This is a genomic window from Microbacterium sp. As-52 (genome assembly GCF_049949185.1).
GTDB lineage: Bacteria > Actinomycetota > Actinomycetes > Actinomycetales > Microbacteriaceae > Microbacterium > Microbacterium maritypicum_A.
Genome location: NZ_CP188171.1, coordinates 3584845 through 3601644 on the forward strand (window position 1 = coordinate 3584845; position 16800 = coordinate 3601644).

At 65.3% G+C, this 16800-nt stretch carries 15 protein-coding genes, 1 tRNA gene and 1 other RNA gene; 9 read left to right on the forward strand and 8 right to left on the reverse strand.

Going from position 1 to position 16800, the window contains the following annotated elements:
• The first annotated feature begins 14 nt into the window (after positions 1-14).
• Genes miaB through dapF form a run of 4 tightly spaced genes read left to right on the forward strand, consistent with a single transcriptional unit; the run spans position 15 to position 3950 of the window.
• Positions 15-1562, forward strand: a complete 1548-nt coding sequence (gene miaB, locus ACLFA2_RS17295; RefSeq protein WP_021198640.1) for a tRNA (N6-isopentenyl adenosine(37)-C2)-methylthiotransferase MiaB — start codon at positions 15-17, stop codon at positions 1560-1562.
• Positions 1563-1573: 11 nt separating this feature from the next.
• Positions 1574-2485, forward strand: a complete 912-nt coding sequence (gene miaA / locus ACLFA2_RS17300; protein WP_426621705.1) for a tRNA (adenosine(37)-N6)-dimethylallyltransferase MiaA — start codon at positions 1574-1576, stop codon at positions 2483-2485.
• Between the two features lie 34 nt (positions 2486-2519).
• Positions 2520-3068, forward strand: coding sequence for a dihydrofolate reductase family protein (locus ACLFA2_RS17305; protein WP_021198642.1), 549 nt, complete (start codon positions 2520-2522; stop codon positions 3066-3068).
• Between the two features lie 9 nt (positions 3069-3077).
• On the forward strand, positions 3078-3950 hold the full coding sequence (dapF, locus tag ACLFA2_RS17310; RefSeq protein WP_029265520.1) for a diaminopimelate epimerase: 873 nt from the start codon (positions 3078-3080) through the stop codon (positions 3948-3950).
• A 37-nt stretch (positions 3951-3987) separates the two neighbouring features.
• Here dapF and ACLFA2_RS17315 read toward each other — a convergent pair whose 3' ends face one another.
• The gene (locus ACLFA2_RS17315; protein ID WP_021198644.1) at positions 3988-4629 is read right to left on the reverse strand and encodes a class I SAM-dependent methyltransferase; all 642 of its coding nucleotides are present in this window, start codon (positions 4627-4629) and stop codon (positions 3988-3990) included.
• A 68-nt stretch (positions 4630-4697) separates the two neighbouring features.
• On the opposite strand from ACLFA2_RS17315, the gene hflX reads away from it, so the two are divergent.
• Positions 4698-6209, forward strand: a complete 1512-nt coding sequence (gene hflX / locus ACLFA2_RS17320; protein WP_021198645.1) for a GTPase HflX — start codon at positions 4698-4700, stop codon at positions 6207-6209.
• A 6-nt stretch (positions 6210-6215) separates the two neighbouring features.
• Here the strand turns inward: hflX and ACLFA2_RS17325 are convergent, their stop codons facing one another.
• Positions 6216-6881, reverse strand: coding sequence for an SIMPL domain-containing protein (locus tag ACLFA2_RS17325; RefSeq protein ID WP_021198646.1), 666 nt, complete (start codon positions 6879-6881; stop codon positions 6216-6218).
• A 141-nt stretch (positions 6882-7022) separates the two neighbouring features.
• Here ACLFA2_RS17325 and ssrA point away from each other — a divergent pair.
• Both ssrA and ACLFA2_RS17335 read left to right on the forward strand, forming a co-directional pair.
• Positions 7023-7392, forward strand: a transfer-messenger RNA (tmRNA) gene (gene ssrA / locus ACLFA2_RS17330).
• Positions 7393-7455: 63 nt separating this feature from the next.
• On the forward strand, positions 7456-10377 hold the full coding sequence (locus tag ACLFA2_RS17335; RefSeq protein WP_426621706.1) for an HAD-IC family P-type ATPase: 2922 nt from the start codon (positions 7456-7458) through the stop codon (positions 10375-10377).
• 34 nt (positions 10378-10411) lie between these two features.
• On the opposite strand, the gene ACLFA2_RS17340 is transcribed toward ACLFA2_RS17335, so the two are convergent.
• Both ACLFA2_RS17340 and ACLFA2_RS17345 read right to left on the reverse strand, forming a co-directional pair.
• On the reverse strand, positions 10412-10978 hold the full coding sequence (locus tag ACLFA2_RS17340) for a hypothetical protein (RefSeq protein WP_021198648.1): 567 nt from the start codon (positions 10976-10978) through the stop codon (positions 10412-10414).
• Between the two features lie 21 nt (positions 10979-10999).
• On the reverse strand, positions 11000-11791 hold the full coding sequence (locus tag ACLFA2_RS17345; RefSeq protein WP_426621707.1) for an inositol monophosphatase family protein: 792 nt from the start codon (positions 11789-11791) through the stop codon (positions 11000-11002).
• A gap of 156 nt (positions 11792-11947) precedes the next feature.
• On the opposite strand from ACLFA2_RS17345, the gene ACLFA2_RS17350 reads away from it, so the two are divergent.
• Together ACLFA2_RS17350 and ACLFA2_RS17355 are read left to right on the forward strand one after the other, a co-directional pair.
• Positions 11948-12020 (forward strand) — tRNA-Lys (locus ACLFA2_RS17350).
• Positions 12021-12157: 137 nt separating this feature from the next.
• Entirely contained in the window at positions 12158-13006 is an 849-nt protein-coding gene (locus ACLFA2_RS17355; protein ID WP_426621708.1) for a hypothetical protein, read from the forward strand.
• Here ACLFA2_RS17355 and ACLFA2_RS17360 read toward each other — a convergent pair.
• The 4 genes from ACLFA2_RS17360 to ACLFA2_RS17375 form a co-directional block, all read right to left on the reverse strand.
• Positions 13003-13650, reverse strand: coding sequence for a hypothetical protein (locus ACLFA2_RS17360; protein WP_426621709.1), 648 nt, complete (start codon positions 13648-13650; stop codon positions 13003-13005). The two genes, ACLFA2_RS17355 and ACLFA2_RS17360, sit on opposite strands and share 4 nt — an antisense overlap.
• A gap of 29 nt (positions 13651-13679) precedes the next feature.
• A complete protein-coding gene (locus tag ACLFA2_RS17365) occupies positions 13680-14057 on the reverse strand; it encodes a hypothetical protein (protein WP_426621710.1) in 378 nt (125 codons plus the stop codon).
• Positions 14054-14290: a hypothetical protein gene (locus ACLFA2_RS17370; RefSeq protein WP_426621711.1), complete on the reverse strand. Its 237-nt coding sequence runs from the start codon at positions 14288-14290 to the stop codon at positions 14054-14056. The genes ACLFA2_RS17365 and ACLFA2_RS17370 overlap by 4 nt, the downstream gene beginning before the upstream one ends.
• A gap of 818 nt (positions 14291-15108) precedes the next feature.
• Positions 15109-16668, reverse strand: coding sequence for an ATP-dependent nuclease (locus tag ACLFA2_RS17375; RefSeq protein WP_426621712.1), 1560 nt, complete (start codon positions 16666-16668; stop codon positions 15109-15111).
• Positions 16669-16800 lie beyond the last annotated feature (132 nt).

Below are 16800 nucleotides of genomic sequence, written 5' to 3' on the forward strand. Positions count from 1 at the left end.
ACAATGGGGAGATCATGACTATCCCGCGCAGCGAACCGACGATCATCGGCGCGTCGTCGGCAGCCGTCGACGACGACGGACGACAGCGATCGTATGAAGTGCGCACCTTCGGGTGCCAGATGAACGTGCACGACTCCGAGCGGCTCTCGGGCTCGTTGGAGAGCGCCGGCTATGTGAGAGCCGTCGACGGTGACGAGGCCGACGTGGTGATCATCAACACCTGCGCCGTCCGCGACAACGCGGCAGGCAAGCTGTACGGCACCCTCGGGCACCTCGCTTCCGTCAAGCGTCGCAAGGAAGGCATGCAGATCGCCGTCGGCGGCTGCCTGGCACAGATGGACAAGCAGGCCGTGCTCGACAAGGCCCCCTGGGTCGACGTGGTGTTCGGCACGCATAACATGGGCTCATTGCCGGGTCTGCTCGAGCGCGCGCGACACAACGGCGATGCCGAGCTCGAGATTCTCGAGTCGCTCGAGGTCTTCCCCTCGACGTTGCCGACCAAGCGCGACTCGGCGCACAGCGGCTGGGTCTCGATCTCGGTCGGCTGCAACAACACCTGCACCTTCTGCATCGTTCCGAGCCTGCGCGGCAAAGAGAAGGATCGTCGCCCCGGCGACATCCTGAACGAGATCCGTCTCCTGGTCGAAGACGGCGCGATCGAGGTCACGCTTCTCGGCCAGAACGTCAACTCCTACGGGGTCGAGTTCGGTGACCGTCAGGCCTTCGGCAAGCTCCTGCGCGCGGCCGGCGACATCGAGGGGCTGGAACGGATCCGGTTCACGAGTCCCCACCCCGCGGCGTTCACCGATGACGTGATCGACGCCATGGCCGAGACGCCGAACGTGATGCCGCAGTTGCACATGCCGCTCCAGTCAGGGAGCGACCGCATCCTCAAGGCGATGCGCCGCTCCTATCGGAGTGAGCGTTTCCTCGGGATCCTCGAGCGGGTTCGTGCCCGCATCCCGAATGCCGCCATCACCACGGACATCATCGTCGGGTTCCCCGGTGAGACCGAAGACGACTTCGAGGACACGATGCGGGTGGTCGAGCAGGCGCGTTTCTCCAGCGCGTTCACCTTCCAGTACTCGATCCGCGAGGGCACACCCGCGGCGACGATGGAGGATCAGGTCCCCAAGGAGATCGTGCAGGCCCGCTACAACCGCCTGATCGCTCTGCAGGAACGTATCTCGCTGGAGGAGAACCGGAAGCAGGTCGGCCGTGAGATCGACGTGCTGGTCTCGACCGGCGAAGGCAAGAAGGATACCGAGACACACCGCCTCACGGGACGCGCCGAAGACAACAGGTTGGTGCACTTCGAGGTGACCCCGGGGTCCGAGCTGCCTCGCCCCGGAGACGTGGTCACCGTGACCGTGACACACGGCGCCCCGTTCCATCTGCTCGCCGACGATCCGACGGGCGCGCCCCTGAAGATCCGTCGGACCCGCGGCGGCGACGCGTGGGATCGATCGCAGTCGGAATCGTGCGCAGTCCCCGCCTCTGTCGGCGACGGTGCGCCGAAGGCCGTGTCGCTCGGTCTGCCCACGCTGCGCGTGGGCGTGTGACCGGACGGAACGTGCCAGCGCCACGTCTCTGGGCGATCGTCGGGGCGACCGGCACCGGTAAGAGCGATCTCGCGATCGAGCTGGCCGAGACGCTGCGTGCGGAGGGAAACCCCGCCGAGGTCGTGAACGCCGATGCCATGCAGCTCTATCGCGGGATGGACGTCGGCACCGCGAAGGTCTCGATGACGGAACGCCGGGGCATCCCGCACCACCTCTTCGACGTACTCGACGTCGACGAAGATGCGGCTGTCGCGTGGTACCAGCCGAAAGCTCGTGAGGCGATCGAAGAGATCCACCGCGGGGGAGGAGACGCGATCCTCGTCGGCGGATCCGGTCTCTATGTATCGAGTGTCGTCTACGACTTCCGATTCCCTCCGCGCGACCCGGAACTGCGGGATCGTCTCGAACAAGAGCTCGAGACCCGAGGGGCCGCGCATCTGCTCGAACGTCTGCGAACTCTCGACCCGCAAGCGGCTGCTCGCGTCGATCCACAGAATCCGCGCCGCATCATCCGTGCGCTCGAGGTTCTCGAGCAGGGGAGCGAGACGCACGGTGCCTCGCTTCCGGAGAAGCCGGTCCTGTGGCATCCGCATACTCGTCTCATCGGTCTGCATGTTGACCGCCCCTCTCTCGTGGAGCGGCTGGATTCCAGAGTCGAGCGCATGTGGAAGGGCGGCCTCCTCGCCGAAGTCGAGGATCTTCGTGCGCACGGGCTCGAGCGTGGAGGAACGGCTCCTCGCGCGATCGGGTACGCGCAGGCCCTGGCGCAGCTCGACGGCGGCCTCAAGGAGCGTGAGGCGATCGCACAGACCCAGGCGCTCACGAGACGCTATGCGCGACGCCAGGTGTCCTGGTTCAAGCGGTATCCCGACCTGGAGTGGTGGGAGGCTCCGGTGCGGGCCGTGACGCTTCTCCACGCCTGATCTCGATGTCGGAGGGTGCTGCGAAGCTGGCCGGATGACGACGCACTTCTACACGGCCTCCAGCCTCGACGGTTTCATCGCCACCGAGGAGCACTCATTGGACTGGTTGCTCACACAGGACATCGACCAAGACGGACCGATGGCGTACACGGGTTTCGAGCGGAACATCGGCGCTCTGGCGATGGGGTCCTCCACCTACGAGTGGGTGATGCGCCATGAAGAGGGCCGCTGGGGGTACACCCAGCCCACGTGGGTGTTCACCCACCGTCCACTCGACCTCCCGAAGGAGGGCGATGTCCGACTGACGCAGGCCGACATCCGCACGGTGCACGCGGAGATGGCGCAGGCGGCGGGTGGGAAGGACCTCTGGGTCGTGGGCGGCGGAGACCTGGCGGGTCAGTTCGCCGACGCCGGGCTGCTCGATGAGGTGTGGGTGCAATACGCACCCGTCACCCTCGGCTCGGGAGCCCCGTTGCTTCCGCGCAGACTCGACCTCGAGTTGATCGAGGTGGCGCGAAACCGGAACTTCCTCTGCGGTCGGTACCGGCTCGCGCGGGACGGAGAAGTCCGCGACGATCTCTAGACTGGACCCATGGTCGCATTCACCAAGGGGCACGGCACGGGCAACGATTTCATCATCATCGCTGACCCGGACGGTGAGCTCGACCTCACCGTCGAGCAGGTCGCCGTGCTCTGCGATCGTCACTTCGGCATCGGTGCAGACGGAATCCTCCGCGTGGTGAAGTCGTCGGCGATTCCCGACGGTGCGGCTGCACTCGACGAAGAGCCGCAGGCGGAATGGTTCATGGACTACCGCAACGCCGATGGATCGGTCGCCGAGATGTGCGGGAACGGCGTCCGCGTGTTCGCCCACTATCTCGTGCGCTCCGGCCTTGCGGCGATCGAACCCGGCTCGACATTGCCGATCGGCACGCGGGCGGGAGTGCGCGATGTCACCCGAAGCGCGACGGGATATCAGGTCGACCTCGGCCGGTGGAAGCTCTCCGGGGACGACCCGCTCGTTCGAGTGGACGGCCTGTCTGTCACCCGTCCAGGTCTCGGAATCGACGTCGGGAATCCGCACGTCGTGGTGGCGCTCGCGTCGGAGGCTGAGCTCGCTTCCCTCGAGCTCCACCGTGCGCCCGGCCTCGACCCGCTGCTGCCCGCGGGAGCCAACATCGAGTTCGTCGTACCCGGCGAACCGCTCGTGCGCGACGGTATCGGACATGTGAGCATGCGTGTCTATGAGCGCGGGGTCGGAGAGACTCTGAGTTGCGGCACGGGTGTCGCGGCGACGGCCCTGGCGGTGCGCTACTGGGCGGGCGAGAACGCTCCGAGCAACTGGCAGGTCGAGGTGCCCGGGGGGACGCTCGGCGTTCGGATGTTCCCGGCGGAAGACGGCGAGCACGTCGCTCTGTCCGGGCCGGCTCAGCTCGTGTTCCAAGGTGAGGTCGACCTCGCCTGAGGTCCCGACCGTCGGCTTCGGCAGGCCCGCATCGGCCTCATCCGAGAATGATCGGCTCCGTCGGCGGGTTTCCGTGCTTGCGCACCTTCAGGATGCGATAGCCCTTGCCCGTAGCGGTGCGGAAGACGCTGTAGCCGGGCTGGAAGGTCGATCCGATCCACCGCTGGAGCGAATCCGCACCGAGATTGCGCTGCACGACCAGCCAGGCATCACTGCGCTCGTCGAGGCGCGGGATCCATCGCTCCAGAAGGCCGTGGAGTTCGTTCTTCCCGACGCGGATCGGCGGATTCGATCGGATCGTGCGGAATGAGACGTGCTCGGGAACATCGTCGGGCAGGGATGCGTTGACATTGGTGAGCCCGAGAGCTGCGGCGTTGCGACGCACCAGATCGAGGGCACGCTCATTCACGTCGACGGCCCATACCGTCGCATGGGGAGCGGCCAGGGCCATCGACAATGTCACCGGACCCCAACCGCTGCCGAGGTCGAGAAGATCGCCGCCCGGGGGTACCGGGGGCATGTTGGCGAGGAGCACTGCAGTGCCGGCGTCGAGACGATCCGGGCTGAAGACCCCACCGGCGGTGGTGACTTCGAGCTCTCGACCCGCGAGTGATACGCGGATCTTACGCAGATTCTCGGGGCTTGCCGGGGCCGCAGTGAAGTAGTGATCTGACCCCATACGGTGAGCGTACCGGACAGCGCGGGCTAAGGTTAAGGCTCGCAACAAATCCCAGAGACAAGGAACGGATGACGGAGACCACCACACCCTCCACCGACGACCACACGGTCGATCGTGTGCTCGCGAACGCGGAGAAGCGCTCGGACGTCCACGTCTTCGGCGCCGCACAGGCGCTGCAGGACGAATCGACGGCATCGCACGCGAGTACGGACGGCGCGCAGTGGGATCTCGAAGACCGACACGCTCTCCGACGCGTCGGTGGACTCTCGACAGAGCTCGAGGATGTCACCGAGGTCGAGTACCGGCAGTTGCGACTCGAGAACGTCGTACTGGTGGGGGTCTACCCCCAGGGGGCGCAGGAAGATGCCGAGAACTCTCTGCGGGAACTCGCTGCTCTGGCGGAGACCGCCGGCGCCGTCGTGCTCGACGGTGTCCTGCAGCGCCGCCCGCACCCCGACGCCGCGACATACCTCGGCCGCGGAAAGGCCCAGGAGCTCAGAGACATCGTCGCCGCTGTCGGGGCCGACACCGTCATCGCCGACACGGAGCTCGCGCCGAGCCAACGACGCGCTCTCGAGGACGTCGTCAAGGTCAAGGTCATCGACCGCACCACCGTGATCCTCGACATCTTCAGCCAACACGCGAAGAGCCGAGAAGGTAAGGCCCAGGTCGAGCTCGCCCAGCTCGAGTATCTGCTGCCTCGTCTTCGCGGTTGGGGTGACTCGATGAGCCGCCAAGCCGGTGGTCAGGTCGGCGCCGGCGGCGCAGGCATGGGCTCGCGCGGTCCCGGTGAAACCAAGATCGAACTCGATCGCCGACGGATCCGCACGAAGATGGCTCTGCTTCGACGCCAGATCCGAGACTTCGGCCCTGCCCGCGACGCCAAGCGCGCCGAGCGCAAGCGGAACACGATTCCTTCCGTCGCGATCGCCGGATATACGAACGCCGGCAAGTCGAGTCTGCTCAATGCGCTGACCAGCGCTGGCGTCCTGGTCGAGAATGCCCTGTTCGCGACGCTGGATGCGACCGTGCGTCGTACGGAGACGGAGGACGGTCGCGTCTACACGCTCACGGACACCGTCGGGTTCGTGCGCAATCTCCCGCATCAGCTCGTCGAAGCGTTCCGGTCGACCCTGGAAGAGGTCGGCGAGGCCGACGTCGTGCTCCACGTCGTCGACGGTTCGCATCCCGACCCGGCGGGTCAGCTGCAGACCGTGCGCGACGTGCTCGGGGATGTCGGCGTCCGTGACCTTCCGGAGATCGTCGTCTTCAACAAGGCCGATCTGATCGCGGAGGACGAGAGGCTCGTGCTCCGAGGCCTTCAGCCGCACGCCCACTTCGTGTCGTCGCGGTCGGGCGAGGGAATCGCGGAACTGCGCGCAGCCGTCGAAGAAGCGCTCCCGAAGCCCGCCGTCGAGGTGCATGCCGTGATTCCGTATGACCGCGGCGATCTCGTGGCAGCGATCCACGAGTCGGGCATGCTCCTCTCCGTGGACCATCGAGAGGATGGCACCGCGGTGCATGCACGCGTGTCAGAGCGTCTCGCCGCGGAACTGGCTCCTTTCACCGCCCACGGCTGAACGCGACTATCGCGCGAGGAACCGCGCCTCCACCGTTGCGGAGATGACGATCTCCTCGGGCTCGTACTCCATGGCCGGTGCCGAGTCGGCGGCGAACGCCACACCTCCACGCGCTTTGAGCATCGGAGCCCCAGGTGACGGCTGTCCGCTGGAGATGAGGCCGGTATCGGCGATCTCCAGCGGCGTGACCTCACCGAGGCCGAGCGCGCCCGCGTAAGCCTCGGCTCGGGTCACGGCGACACCGACAGCGTCCGCCGCCACATCGCGCTCGATCCGCGTGCGTGTCTCGGGCGTGAGGTGCCAGTCCACCCCGCCGACCTCGACGCCGTCCCAGGGGGAGATGTCGGAGACCCACAGCGAGAGCTCGGATGCTTCCGCGAAGGTGGCGGTGTAGTCGATGCTGGCGTAGTAGACGGGGGCGAGGCGCTTGCCCTCGCTGCTCCAGGGGCGTTCGGCGCGCACCGAGAGCCGCTTGCTGGTCCAGTCGACGACGCTGCCGGCGTCTGCGCGCTCGGTGATGCTCGCGCGCACCGGCTCGGCGAGCCGCATCACGTTCTCGACGACCGTGGTGCGCTCGGGGCCCTCGGCGCGTACCCCGACACGGATGGTGGCGCGCTCCGGCGCGACTCGCGCTTCATGCTCGCCGCGGACGGTGACGGTGACTTCGCTCATGGGGCGACTCTACGCCAGCGGCTGGACCCGCCGTGGAATGGCGTGGCGGCGGAGAACGTTGTAGTCTGTGATGCTCGGGTGTTCCTCACCCGGGATGGTAATTCCACAGTGTGACAGCGGCTCCTTCGAGAGAAGGACCACGGGGCTGATCGGTTTCGACAGCGCCTGTGAATCCACGAGAAGCGGGCCGAGGATGCAGAGTTATCTCGTAAACGCTCTCTGCAAAACAATAGTTGCCGAAACCAAGCGCAACGACTTCGCCCTCGCTGCATAAGCGAGCCCGATAGTCCGTCAGGCCGTATGTGATTCCGATACGGATCCTGGCGTCATCTAGGAATCTTGCTGCGTGATGGCGTCTGGACGTCACGTGGGACTCTTCCCAGGCTGGGCTCGTCGACTTAGGTGTCTGTGACAAAGGTCGGAGCCGAGCAGAACGTCTTCACAGACTGCGCCCGGAGAAGGCGTGGAGACTCAGCGTTGGACGGGGGTTCGATTCCCCCCAGCTCCACCATGTCGCTGTCACACAGGAATGAGGCCCGCCTCCCCAGTGATCACTAGGGAGGCGGGTCTTTTCATGTCCGCTCAGACGCCTGGGTACCGATGTCGTGGACCTATATTGAAGTCTGTGGACACGACCCCCGCAGACGTCTCAACCGGTCTCACGCAAGCTCAGGTCTCCGAACGCGTCGCCGCCGGAAAGACGAACGCCTTCGTTGCCGACACGAGTCGCAGCGCCTGGAGCATCGTGCGCGCGAACGTGTTCACGCTCTTCAACGGCATCGTCTTCGCCTGCTTCTTCGTGCTGTTCCTGGTCGGACGCTGGCAGGACGCACTCTTCGGACTCGCCGCGTTCGCGAACGCGATCATCGGATGTGTGCAGGAGTTCCGGGCGAAGTCGGCGCTCGATCGTCTGGCGCTGATGAACGCGCCGCGTGCGCTGGTGCTGAGAGACGGCGAGGAGGCGGAGATCGCCCCCAGCGACGTGGTCCTCGACGACGTCCTCGTGCTCCGCGCCGGCGAGCAGGTGCCGGCCGATGCGCGGGTTCTCGCGTCGCGCGGGCTCCAGATCGATGAGTCGATGCTCACCGGGGAGTCGGACCCGGTCGAGAAGCAGCCCGGCGACGATGCGCTGTCCGGAGCCGTGGTCGTCGCAGGGGAGGGGACCGCGATCGCGACCCGCGTGGGCGCCGATTCCTACGCGAACCACTTCGCCGGGGAGGCGAAGCGTTTCTCCCTCGTCTCGAGTGAACTGCGCACCTCGGTCAACCGGGTGCTGAAATGGGTGAGTTGGATCATCGGCCCCGTCGGCCTGCTCGTCCTGAACGCGCAGATCATCGTGCTCGGCGGCTACACGACCGTGTTCTCGAACGGCGCGTGGGTACAGGCGGTGGTGAACACGATCGCGTCGTTGACGGCGATGATCCCGCTCGGCCTGGTACTCATGACGAGCATCGCCTTCGCCGTCGGAGCCTCACGACTCGCACGCCGGCAGGTTCTGGTGAACGAACTACCGGCTGTGGAAGGCCTCGCGCGCGTCGACGTCATCTGCCTCGACAAGACCGGCACGCTCACCGTCGGGGAGATCGGCTTCGACGAGGCACATCGCCTCCACGGCCTCGCCCCGGAACAGGCAGAGGACGCGGCGGCGGCGCTTGCCTGGTATGCCGCGGCGCCCGATGCGAACCCGACAGCACGGTCGATGCGGACGGCCTACCCGGTCGCCTCGCCACTCGTCGTGTCGGGGTACATCCCGTTCTCATCTGCACGAAAATGGAGTGCGGCGTCTTTCACCGGCATCCCTGGGACCTGGGTGATGGGAGCACCGGAGATGGTGTTCGGCGATGCGGCCACATCGGCGGAGACGGAGCTGGGGCGCACCGTGACGGCACTCGCCGAGACGGGCCGCCGCACTCTCGTGCTCGGCCACGCGCACGCGACGCTCTCGGACGCCGACGTCGACTCCGAGCGGCTCCCTGACGGACTCGCGGCCATCATCGTGCTGACCTTCCGCGAGCAGGTGCGCCCCGACGCCGCTCAGACACTCGCCTATTTCGGGCGCCAGCAGGTGGGCATCCGCATCATCTCCGGCGACAACCCGCGTACGGTGGCGGCCATCGCCCGAGAAGTCGGTCTCGACGTGGCCGACGGCTTCGATGCCAGAGAGCTTCCCGATGATGACGCCCAGCTCGCCGACGTGCTCGACCAGCACACGGTGTTCGGGCGCGTCACCCCCGAGCAGAAGAAGCGCATGGTGACGGCGTTGCAGAGCCACGGACACACCGTCGCGATGACCGGAGACGGTGTCAATGACGCCCTCGCGATAAAGTCCGCGGATATCGGCATCGCGATGAACTCGGGCTCGCCGGCCACGAAGGCCGTTGCGAGGCTCGTGCTGCTTGACGGACAGTTCTCGCACCTGCCGGACGTCGTCGCCGAGGGGCGCCAGGTCATCGCGAACATCGAGCGCGTGTCGATGCTGTTCCTGAACAAGACGGTCTACGCGACACTGCTCGCGATCATCTTCGGGGCGTTCCTCCTCGAGTTCCCGTTCCTGCCGCGACAGCTCTCCATCACGGACGGCCTCACGATCGGCATCCCCGCCTTCTTCCTCGCGCTCATGCCGAACGCGGCGCGCTACGTGCCGGGTTTCCTCCGACGGTCTTTGAGTTTCGCGATCCCGTCGGGCATCGTCGTCGCGCTCGGGCTGACCTGGTACACGTTCGTCGCGCGTGGACTCGGTGTGCACGAGGAGCAGCTGCGCACGGGCGCCACCGTGATCCTGGCCGTCGTCGGCATCTGGATTCTGGCGGTCCTCGCCCGCCCGCTCAACCGGTTCAAGGTGGCGGTCGTCGGGGCGATGTTCATCTTCCTCATCGCAGTGTTCACGATCCCGCTCGCTCGCGAGTTCTTCGTGCTCGTCGACCCGGGGGAGGACCTCGCCGTCGCGCTCACCGGGATCACGATCGTGATGGTCGCGGCCATCGAAGTTGTGCGCTTCGTGCATCGCCGTCTGGTGCTGACGGTGCCGACGAGGAACGCTCCACGCGTGACGACGTCCTCCTCCACGGTGCCCGTCTCCTCGTCGGCCCCCGTCGCCACGGTGATCACCACGGTGGTCGCCGTGCTCGCATACGTCTTCGGCGCGCTGGCGACGGGCTTCGGGATACTGGTGTTCCTGGGACGCTACGACCCGGACGTGAGCGCCTCGGCCTTCTCGCTCACCGGTGCCGCCATCGCCCTGTTCGGTCTTCTGGTCTTCGCCGTCGCCGCCGGGGTCCGCCGCGGAAGCGGGCTCTCCCGCCTCATGCTCACGATCTTCCTCGGCATCGCGATCGCGTTGAGTGCGGTCGTCCTCGTGTTCGGAGACCGCTGGGACTGGGGAGCGGCCTTGACGGTCGCGTTCGCGGCCGCGATCATCGTGCTGCTGTGGACGCCACCGGTCTCCCGCACCTTCGGGCGGATACTCGAGAGTTCGATGGGGTCGGGTCGCCCCTGACGGAGATCGACCCCGACGGGAGTCGACGAGGGATCTAACGCGGCCACTCGATCAAGATGAGCCCCTGGCGCGTGTCCGCGAGGCGCACCCATCCGTCGCCGAAGAGATACGTCATGCCGTAGCCGTCTTCGTCCGTGCCCATGGCGTATCGGGCGTCTTCGGTGAAGTAGACGCCGTCAGGGCCGTCTTCCCGTTTCCAGCCCTCGGCGAGGAGTGCGGCCTGTGCCGCTGCGGCATCGGAGTCGTCGATCGGAGACCAGCCGTACAGCTGCCCATGGTCGGATCCGACGGTGTAATCGGCCCAGAAGCACAGCAGCCCCTCGGTCAATTCGACACCCCCGACGACGAACTCCTTCGTCTCGGCGGTCCAGCCGGCATCGGCGAGAGCGGTGACCGTGCCGGCCGAGATCATCGACTCGCAGGTGAGTTCCGTTTCGGCCGGCTCCGGCGTCGGCGAGGTCACCGGCACGGAGGACGGCGTCGGCTGCGGACTGCCGGCATCAGGCGTGGGCGACGTACGCGGCTCCGGAGCGGCGCACGCGGTGAGGGCTCCGACGAGCAGCAGGACGCCCGCGGCTGCGGACATGATGCGGAAATTCATCGCGGGGGCCTCGTGGTTCGATCAGTTCTGCATCAGGGTGAGGAAGTCGTCGTGAAGGGTGCCGTTGGTTGCGAGTGTCGAGCGGGCGGAGATCGTCTCGACACCGTCGACGTCGGTCATGCGCCCGCCGGCCTCGCGGACGATCGGGACGGCCGCTGCGATGTCGTACTCCTTGACGTCGAACTCGGCGACCATGTCGATGCGTCCTTCGGCGAGGAGCATGTACGAGTAGACGTCCCCATAGGCCCGGTCTCGCCAGACACGCCCGGCCACGGCCAGCAGGGTGTCGAGGCGCCCCGCCTCCGACCACTGCGCGATGCTCTGGAAGCTCACGCTCGCGTCGTCGAGAGAGGAGACCGACGACGTCCGGAGCCGACGCGGTTCGCCCTCGAGCGTGGTCCAGGCGCCTCCGCCGGCCGATGCCCACCAGCGCCGTCCGAGCGCCGGCATGCTCACCACTCCCACCTGGGGGACGCCGTCGATAGCCAGCGCGATCATCGTGCCCCACAGCGGGACGCCACGAAGAAAATTGGCCGTTCCGTCGATCGGGTCGATGATCCACTGACGCTGGGTACTGCCCTGCGCGCCGAACTCCTCGCCGAAGATGCCGTCTTCCGGCCGCTCGGTTTCGAGGATGCTGCGGATCGCACGTTCCGTCGCGAGATCGGCGTCCGTCACATGGGAGTTGTCGGCCTTCGTCGAGATCTCGAGGTCGGACGCGTCGAACCGGGGGAGCGACTGGGCATCGGCGGCATCGGCCAGGCGGAGTGCGAGGTCGAGGTCGTGCCGCAGGCTGTCGGCGGAGGTGGTCACGGTCTAAGAATACTGGCCGGATCGGCGGGGCCGGAGGGCCGAAAGACCATGTTTCGCTGCCCGCCCGGCGGCGGCGCGCCCGGGTGCCGGTCTCGATTTCACATGGGACCGGTCGGCTGGTAATGTAATTCCTCGGTCGGGGTTATCCCGGGCCACGCACCTCTAGCTCAATCGGCAGAGCAACTGACTCTTAATCAGTGGGTTCTGGGTTCAAGTCCCAGGGGGTGCACGGAACAAGCCTCAGAGATCTCGCCATCTCCGGGGCTTTTTCTCTGTCCTGGCCAAGCCGCCCGGATCGGCAACAGCGCGAAAACAGCGCGTGTGTCTCAGCGTCGGGTGTCGGCGGGCTGCGGCACAATGGGGACTATGACCTGGACACCCCTCGGAGCTGACCCCAGCGTGCACCACGCGCTTGTGGAAGGTGTTCCTGTTTGGATGCGCTCATCATTGCGCGCATGGCTGGTGTCGGAGTACTCGTATCGGTCGTCATCCACGTACAAGATGGTCAACAAGGTCGAGCGCATGCGCGAGTACGACCTAGCCGCGCGTTCCACTCCGCTGGCTCCGAAGTTAGCCAATGACGGTCCTGCTGCGCTCTTCAATGGGCTTTCTGACGACGAGATACTGCGTCTTCTCGATTGGACGGTCTATTCAAACTCGAAGCGGTACGGAGGCGACGTCTCTAACACCGAGCTTGAGAAGGTCTTGCAGAGCGGTGGATCGGCATGGAAGGTGGGACTGCGCTCGAGCGCTGCCGGTCTCGAGCGGCGCGTCCCGGAAGGTGTGATGGATGCTGCTGAGGCAGGGATGAACGCTCCGGGCGATGCGGGTCGTCTGCTTTCCGAAGCATGGGCGGCGACATATGGAGTCAACCCACAGCCCGACCTTGGATATCGCAAGTCGATCGAGGCAGTCGAGGCTGCTGTTCTGCCGCTTGTCACCAAGAACGACAGCACCGCGACGTTGGGCAAGGCGATCGGGCAGATGCGAGCGAATGGCGATTGGAAATTGCCGTTCATCAAAGAGCACGCACAGAATCCGAGCGAGACGGTGGTCCTCGGAATGCTGCAAGCATTGTGGTCTGGCCACAGCGATCGGCATCCGGGGACTCCCAGTTACGTTCTATCGACGCAAGCTGCAGCGGAGGCGGCGGTCTCGCTTGCAGTAACGCTCGTCAACCTATTCTCGAACGGCGGCATCGCCCGCCGTCCTTAGATCAGGCGGCGGAGCGGCCTAAGCGTCCCGGCTTCCCCCTCAGTCGCCGCCATGATGTCGTCCAGAATGTCCACGTTCGGCTTGGCTTCGAGAAGGTGGCCGTAGACGTCCACCGTCGTCTGGTAGCTCGCGTGCCCCATCCATCGGCTGACCTCGTAGAGCGTGTACTGGGCACCCTTGCCGATCATGGAGATCATGACCGTGGCGTAGTAGTGGCGGAGGTCGTGCCAGCGGACGCCGACCAGCCCAAGCTCTTTCAGCGCAGGCTTGAAGTAGTACCGGATGACCGAGCCGACGTCGAACTGTCGCCGGTAGTCCAGCCCGCGCGAGTCGCCGCCGCTCCCAGGGATTCGCCCTGGCCACAGAGCGGCGCTGGGGCCGTCCCGGTGTGGGCGCTCGGCGAGATAGGCCGCGAGCTCGTCGCGTAGCGCTCGGGCAGAGGCGTAGAGCGCCGGCCCGCCGCCGTCTTGCGCGTGTCCGTCTTCCATCCGCCCTTCACGCGGCGCACCGACCGCTCGACCCGGACCTCGCTCCGGGATGTACTGGACCGGGCCGACGTTCTGCTCGTACTTGCGACGGAGGTGGTTGGGCGTCTGGTCGACGATGCCGGGGTCGGCCTCGCCGAGAGCCTCGGCCTCGGTCACGCGGCGGCGGTTCGTGTTCCTTCTGTGGGTCAGCCACGCGGCTTCAGCCGGTGAGCCGTGGCGGTCGTGCTGATGCGGTCACGGACGGCGGCGCGCTCGTCGTCCTGCTGGAAGCGGATGGCGAACTCGTCGGCCAGGTCGGTCAGCTCCTCATCGACTTCGCTGAGCTTGCTGATGGCGGTGTCGGCGAGGCGTCCCAGGACGCGCTCATAGGCGGGGTTGCCGTTGGCTCCTGCCAGCGGGGGCAGCGCGGCGAGCTTCCGTTCTCGCGTGGCGTCTGCCGGGAGCGGGGTACGGGGCATGGTGGTGTCTCCTTCGTTGTGTTGTGCGTCGAAAGCCTCGATCTCTGCGATCTCAGCCGGGGTGAAGAGCTTGTTGATGGGCGGGTCGCCGATGCGGTCGCTCATCGGCGGACCCGCCTGCGGGGCGCAGGGGTCGCGGGCATCTGCTCCATCGCCGCGACCGTGTTGGAGTAGGCCTGCATGCCGGTCGTGATGAACAGCCGAAGCAATGACCTCTCGCTCATGCCGCTCTCGTCGGCCATCGCCGCCAGCGCCTTCTTGTCACTGCGGGCCACGGTCGTCTCGACACGCACCATGTCGTCGCTCAATACCTTGGGTCGCCCCATCTGATCGCTCACGCCGCCTCCTCTGCCGGACTTTCCGACGGGATTTATTCTCGTCGTAATTGCGACCGGTCCGCTACTCAATATTCAAAACAATGATCGAAGTGAATATGCAAGGTGAGTTGTGCATAGCTCATTTGGCGTGACCGCTGAAGCGCCTATTCAAGCGGCAGAATGCGCCCGCGAGCGAGAATTGTTCTCACGAAAGAGAACACAATGAACACTCCCGTGGCCCAGGTAATGACCCAACTACAGTTTGGACATTCGAAGATATGTGCAAGCGCGAAACCCTCAGCCGAGAGGCGTCACGCATCCTGAAGAGTGCAGGCGTAGGGCTCCCGGAGTACACCGCACGCCTCGGCATCCTCGGCGGCGTCCTGGCGCTCAGGCCAAATGTCGGCGGTTGGTGATTAGCTTCTAGTCATGGAGAGGAGGAGCCTGAACATGACTACTTCCTTACGCGCGACGGTTCGCCACGCAGGCGCGCCGATGCCCAACGCATGTCGATGGTGTGGGAAGAACGACCGAGAACACAGCACGGAGTGGGTGGCGTCGGTTGGCTTCCACAGGTGGGCTACCCCTACGCCCCAGCAGCGTCGCGCCCGTATGCTCGCGCGTCGCTCGCTTTAGTACTCCGCGCGTCTGATCAGCTCAGTGAAGAGGGCATGGAGTGGCTCGGGAACGTCTTCAGGGGAGCGCAGGCCGACCGCTAGTTTGCTGAGAATCTCCGGCTTGCCGCTGACCTCGACAGAGCTCTTTTCTCGGACCATCTTCTCAACGAGTGAACTGAACTTACCTGCCCGATGCGCCGCAAAATCATCATCTGACCATGGCTATCCATCCACTCGAGGCCACTCACGGTTTGCGCATGCAGCCCACTGAGCGTCTGAGAAGCAGTCTTCTAGTTCTCTTGTACCTACCGTCATCACGTGATCTTGAAGGCTCAGATCGTGCCGGCTCAGAGAGCCTTCTGAAAAGACCTTCAAGTCGCGCGAATCTTCATCGACAACAAGAACAACGTCACGCCCATGACGGTGGAGGTACTGAGCGAACCTCAACGCGCCGTCGTTGTTGTCACACGGCCAAACCGCGATTCCGCAGGCTTGTAGGTGTCGACCTGTTGCCAGCTTGAAGAGCACAGGCAGTGCCCGACTCTCGGTTGCTCCTTCAACTCCAACGAAGAGGCGCTCATGCAGAAGCACGGTGTTCCGGAGTCCGAGCGACGCTGCGATAGAACCGAGATGCGAACCGACCTCTGAATCGTCGGTTACCTGATCCGCGGTGGTGCGACTGTTGACATGGCGAAGGTGAACGATGCTCGCGATGTCGACACCGTCGATGAGGTTCATAGAGTGGGTGGCTACCACGACTCTAACGTTCTCTATCTCGGACTGCGCCTTCAAGAGCTTCATGAATCCGCGCTGGTGACTGTAGTCCAGGTGCGTATCCGGCTCGTCATAGAGCAGAACAACATCGGTGTCGGAGCCGCTTAGCAAGTCGGCATTGAACTCCCACACAGCTAGGGCAATTCGCCGTGTTCGCCCCGCGCCTGATTGACCTAGATGGACTGCTTCGCCGCGTTGGTTCGTCGCACTGACTTCGATTGACTTGAGGCCGCTGTCCAGACGCACAGACGGGTGAATCGCAATCTCGCCGATGTCTTCGCAAGTCTTCTTGAGGTGCTGTCTCAGAGACTCGGCGTCGTCCGCGACGCGTTCTTGCAACGTGCGTGTGATGGTGTCCAGATCGCCCTTGATTTCCTCGTCCTGGGTGTGGCTTGCGTACGAGGTCTTCAGTGTCGCAAGGATGGCGTCTTCGGGGTCCTGCGTCGACGTCGCATCGAACCGTTGCACACGGGGGAGCAGGCGTTTGATGTCGGCTACGGCTGGCACCCATTGCTCAACCTTTTCCGCATCAGGTAGCAGCGAACTGAGCCTGTCGATTAGCTCTGCCTTCAGGCCCTGGTCACTCATACCGAAGCCCTGCAGGCGGAATTTCAGAGTCTTGACGTCTTGCGCGGTGAGATCTTGCAAGCGCTCATCCACCGGCACTGCCGACAGCACCTCCAACGCGGTGCCCTTCTCGTTGTATACGCGTCGAAGCCGAGCGGTGGTGTCTCCGTCGAAGTACTGTTGCTCATCCGTACGGAGCTTGAACTCCCCCTCAACGACAGTCTCGCTAACACGTGTGGGTTGACCGTCTGGGCCAGTCTTGTCGTATGTGCGATCGCGGTCTGACAATTTGACGGCGTCTAGAAGAAACGCGATGGCCTCAATCGCTGCACTCTTCCCAGCATCGTTGTGGCCCGCGAGAACGGTGGGCGAACCGACAGGTACGCGCAAAGGTCCATCGATGGATCGGAACCCGCTGATAGTCACTGCCTCGAGAATCATTTTGCCCCCGCGTCGTTGCCAGATGTGTTGATGCCGACTGTATCGGGTCGCATGCCCGGACTCCCACGGTGGGGAGGGTCCGGGCCTTCTCTCGTGGCAGATGGGCGCTCGCAGGCGGTCGGCTCCGGGAGG

Excerpts from the sequence above, each read along its gene's own strand:
- ACLFA2_RS17325 (WP_021198646.1), bottom strand. The coding sequence starts at position 6,881 with ATGAGCGAAGTCACCGTCACCGTCCGCGGCGAGCATGAAGCGCGAGTC.
- hflX (WP_021198645.1), top strand. The coding sequence starts at position 4,698 with ATGACGGAGACCACCACACCCTCCACCGACGACCACACGGTCGATCGT.
- ACLFA2_RS17340 (WP_021198648.1), bottom strand. The coding sequence starts at position 10,978 with ATGAATTTCCGCATCATGTCCGCAGCCGCGGGCGTCCTGCTGCTCGTC.
- ACLFA2_RS17365 (WP_426621710.1), bottom strand. The coding sequence starts at position 14,057 with ATGAGCGACCGCATCGGCGACCCGCCCATCAACAAGCTCTTCACCCCG.
- ACLFA2_RS17335 (WP_426621706.1), top strand. The coding sequence starts at position 7,456 with ATGTCCGCTCAGACGCCTGGGTACCGATGTCGTGGACCTATATTGAAG.
- miaB (WP_021198640.1), top strand. The coding sequence starts at position 15 with ATGACTATCCCGCGCAGCGAACCGACGATCATCGGCGCGTCGTCGGCA.
- ACLFA2_RS17305 (WP_021198642.1), top strand. The coding sequence starts at position 2,520 with ATGACGACGCACTTCTACACGGCCTCCAGCCTCGACGGTTTCATCGCC.
- dapF (WP_029265520.1), top strand. The coding sequence starts at position 3,078 with ATGGTCGCATTCACCAAGGGGCACGGCACGGGCAACGATTTCATCATC.
- ACLFA2_RS17355 (WP_426621708.1), top strand. The coding sequence starts at position 12,158 with ATGACCTGGACACCCCTCGGAGCTGACCCCAGCGTGCACCACGCGCTT.
- ACLFA2_RS17315 (WP_021198644.1), bottom strand. The coding sequence starts at position 4,629 with ATGGGGTCAGATCACTACTTCACTGCGGCCCCGGCAAGCCCCGAGAAT.
- ACLFA2_RS17375 (WP_426621712.1), bottom strand. The coding sequence starts at position 16,668 with ATGATTCTCGAGGCAGTGACTATCAGCGGGTTCCGATCCATCGATGGA.